This window comes from Lactobacillus sp. WILCCON 0149 (assembly GCF_057197965.1).
The window spans coordinates 1-1,901 of sequence record NZ_JBUBHO010000023.1 but is presented as its reverse complement, the minus strand read 5'-3'; the positions used below and the strand labels follow the sequence as shown (position 1 = coordinate 1,901).

The following is a 1,901-nucleotide window of genomic DNA, read 5'->3' as shown; positions in this document are numbered from 1 at the left end:
GCCCAAACAAAAGCAGCCTCCCCTGCCCCATAGATTTCTCCATGAGAGGGATGCTGCTTATACTAAAAGGTTCATTATTCCTCGTCGTTGTCGTAAAGAATCTGATCTGCTCTGGCTTTAACCAAGTCAGTAGAGTCAAGGATTTCACCATTGGTGTCAATCCAGACGTTGCTGAGTCGGTCACGATTCTTCTCAAATGCAGCATAATCAGGCACTTCGGAATCTGTATGATCTTGATGCTTATCAGCTGTATCTGTTTTACTGCTTTTATCGGCTTTGTCTTTCTTTACAGTAACACGCTTTTTCTTATCAACGTCATCGATGCTGACACTTGAATAATGTACATCAACGTACCAGCGGTTAAGCTGCTTTTCAATGTCTGGGAAATCAATCCGTATGTTGGTATATGGACGATCTCTGACCACCGACAACGGAATTTCCTCATCTTTTTTTGCTTCTTCTTTGGCTTTTAGTGCCTTTTTGTCAGCTTGTTCCCGTTCCCGAGAATTCATTGCAAAAACAACTGCAATGCTGACAATCGCAACTAATACTATCAAAATAATCGCCATATTATTTTTCTCCTGTGTTGTTTTTTCGTTCCTATGTTAATGTCTGCAGAATACTAGAACATCTTGCTTTTAGCAACTTCACGAACCTGCGGATTCTCGTCATATACAAGAATCTCGAGGTCTTTGCCATGTCCCTGCTGTGCTACTATCAAACGCACGCGAGGGCATTCATCATGAACAAGAATGTCTAAATCCTTATCTCTTCCCTGGCTAGCTACTACTTGACGCACCATTACTGTACTATCATGAACGAGGATGTCAAGATCCTTATTTCTTTTCCGCTTGGCTACTGCTATACGAACGTCAAAATCTGAGTCATGAACAAGGATATCCAAATATTTACTGCCGCCGTAATCGGCAACCGCCTCACGTACTAACGGCTCTGGATCACTGACAAGAGTAGCTAAAATCTCATCCTTTCCTTGTTCAGCGACCGCGCGACGTACCATCCAGTCGGGATCATGGGCAAGAAACTTTAAAGCTTTATCACTGATATTTTTGTTTTCAGCAGTCGCTGCCCGAACGAAACGTTCCGGGTCATGGATAAGGATCTCAAGATCTTTATCACGGCCAAATTGTGCAACTGTCTCGCGTACCAGCATATCTTCGTCATGAACGAGGATATCTAAATCCTTATTGCGAGCGTTAAGAGCAACTGCATCACGCACTGCCCATTCGTCATCATGTACAAGGATATCAAGATCCTTATCACGTCCTCTACAAGCTACCTCACAGCGGACAATTACGTCGGGGTCGTTGACTAAGATATCCAAATCCTTATCTCTACCGTATTTAGCCACAGTTTGGCGTACGTATGGGTTCTCATCGTAAACTAAGACATCAAGATCTTTCTCTCTGCCATTTGTCGCAACAGCCAGGCGTACACGATACCACTCATCATGAACGAGAATATCTAAGTCCTTACCACGGCCAAACCAAGCCGCAAGCTCGCGATCATCGCGCTCTCCTTTAATAAGCCTATCAAGTTGCTCATCAGTTTGTTCCCAGTAATTTTGGCCATAATAGCGTTCCCAGTACTTTTTACCATAATAGCCTTGCTGTTCACCATAATAGTCTTCAAACGCCTTTGTTAACTTGTAAGTAGTCAATGTTATGTCCTCTCTTTTTTAAAAACAAAAAGGACTCAAACAGTTAAATGTAGTGTTTAAGTCCTCTGAAATATTGTGTTTATTGTGATTTTACTTTTGATCGTTGCTTTCTGCGATCAGCTTCTTGTAGTTTTCCAAATCAGCTGGCGTGCAGCCTAAGAAGTCTATCGCTTGTTTTTCGGTCAAGTTAAGATCGCTAACAAGCCGCTTAAAGTAATCAAGC

Annotated in this window: 2 protein-coding genes; both read right to left on the bottom strand. The window is 42.5% G+C overall.

Annotated elements, in window-relative coordinates:
* Positions 1–74: 74 nt before the first annotated feature.
* Positions 75–569 (bottom strand): hypothetical protein, encoded by a 495-nt coding sequence (locus ACYVUV_RS12290; protein ID WP_484499570.1) that lies wholly within the window; start codon positions 567–569, stop codon positions 75–77.
* Between the two features lie 53 nt (positions 570–622).
* Positions 623–1,678, bottom strand: a complete 1,056-nt coding sequence (locus ACYVUV_RS12285) for a HEAT repeat domain-containing protein (protein ID WP_484499569.1) — start codon at positions 1,676–1,678, stop codon at positions 623–625.
* Positions 1,679–1,901 lie beyond the last annotated feature (223 nt).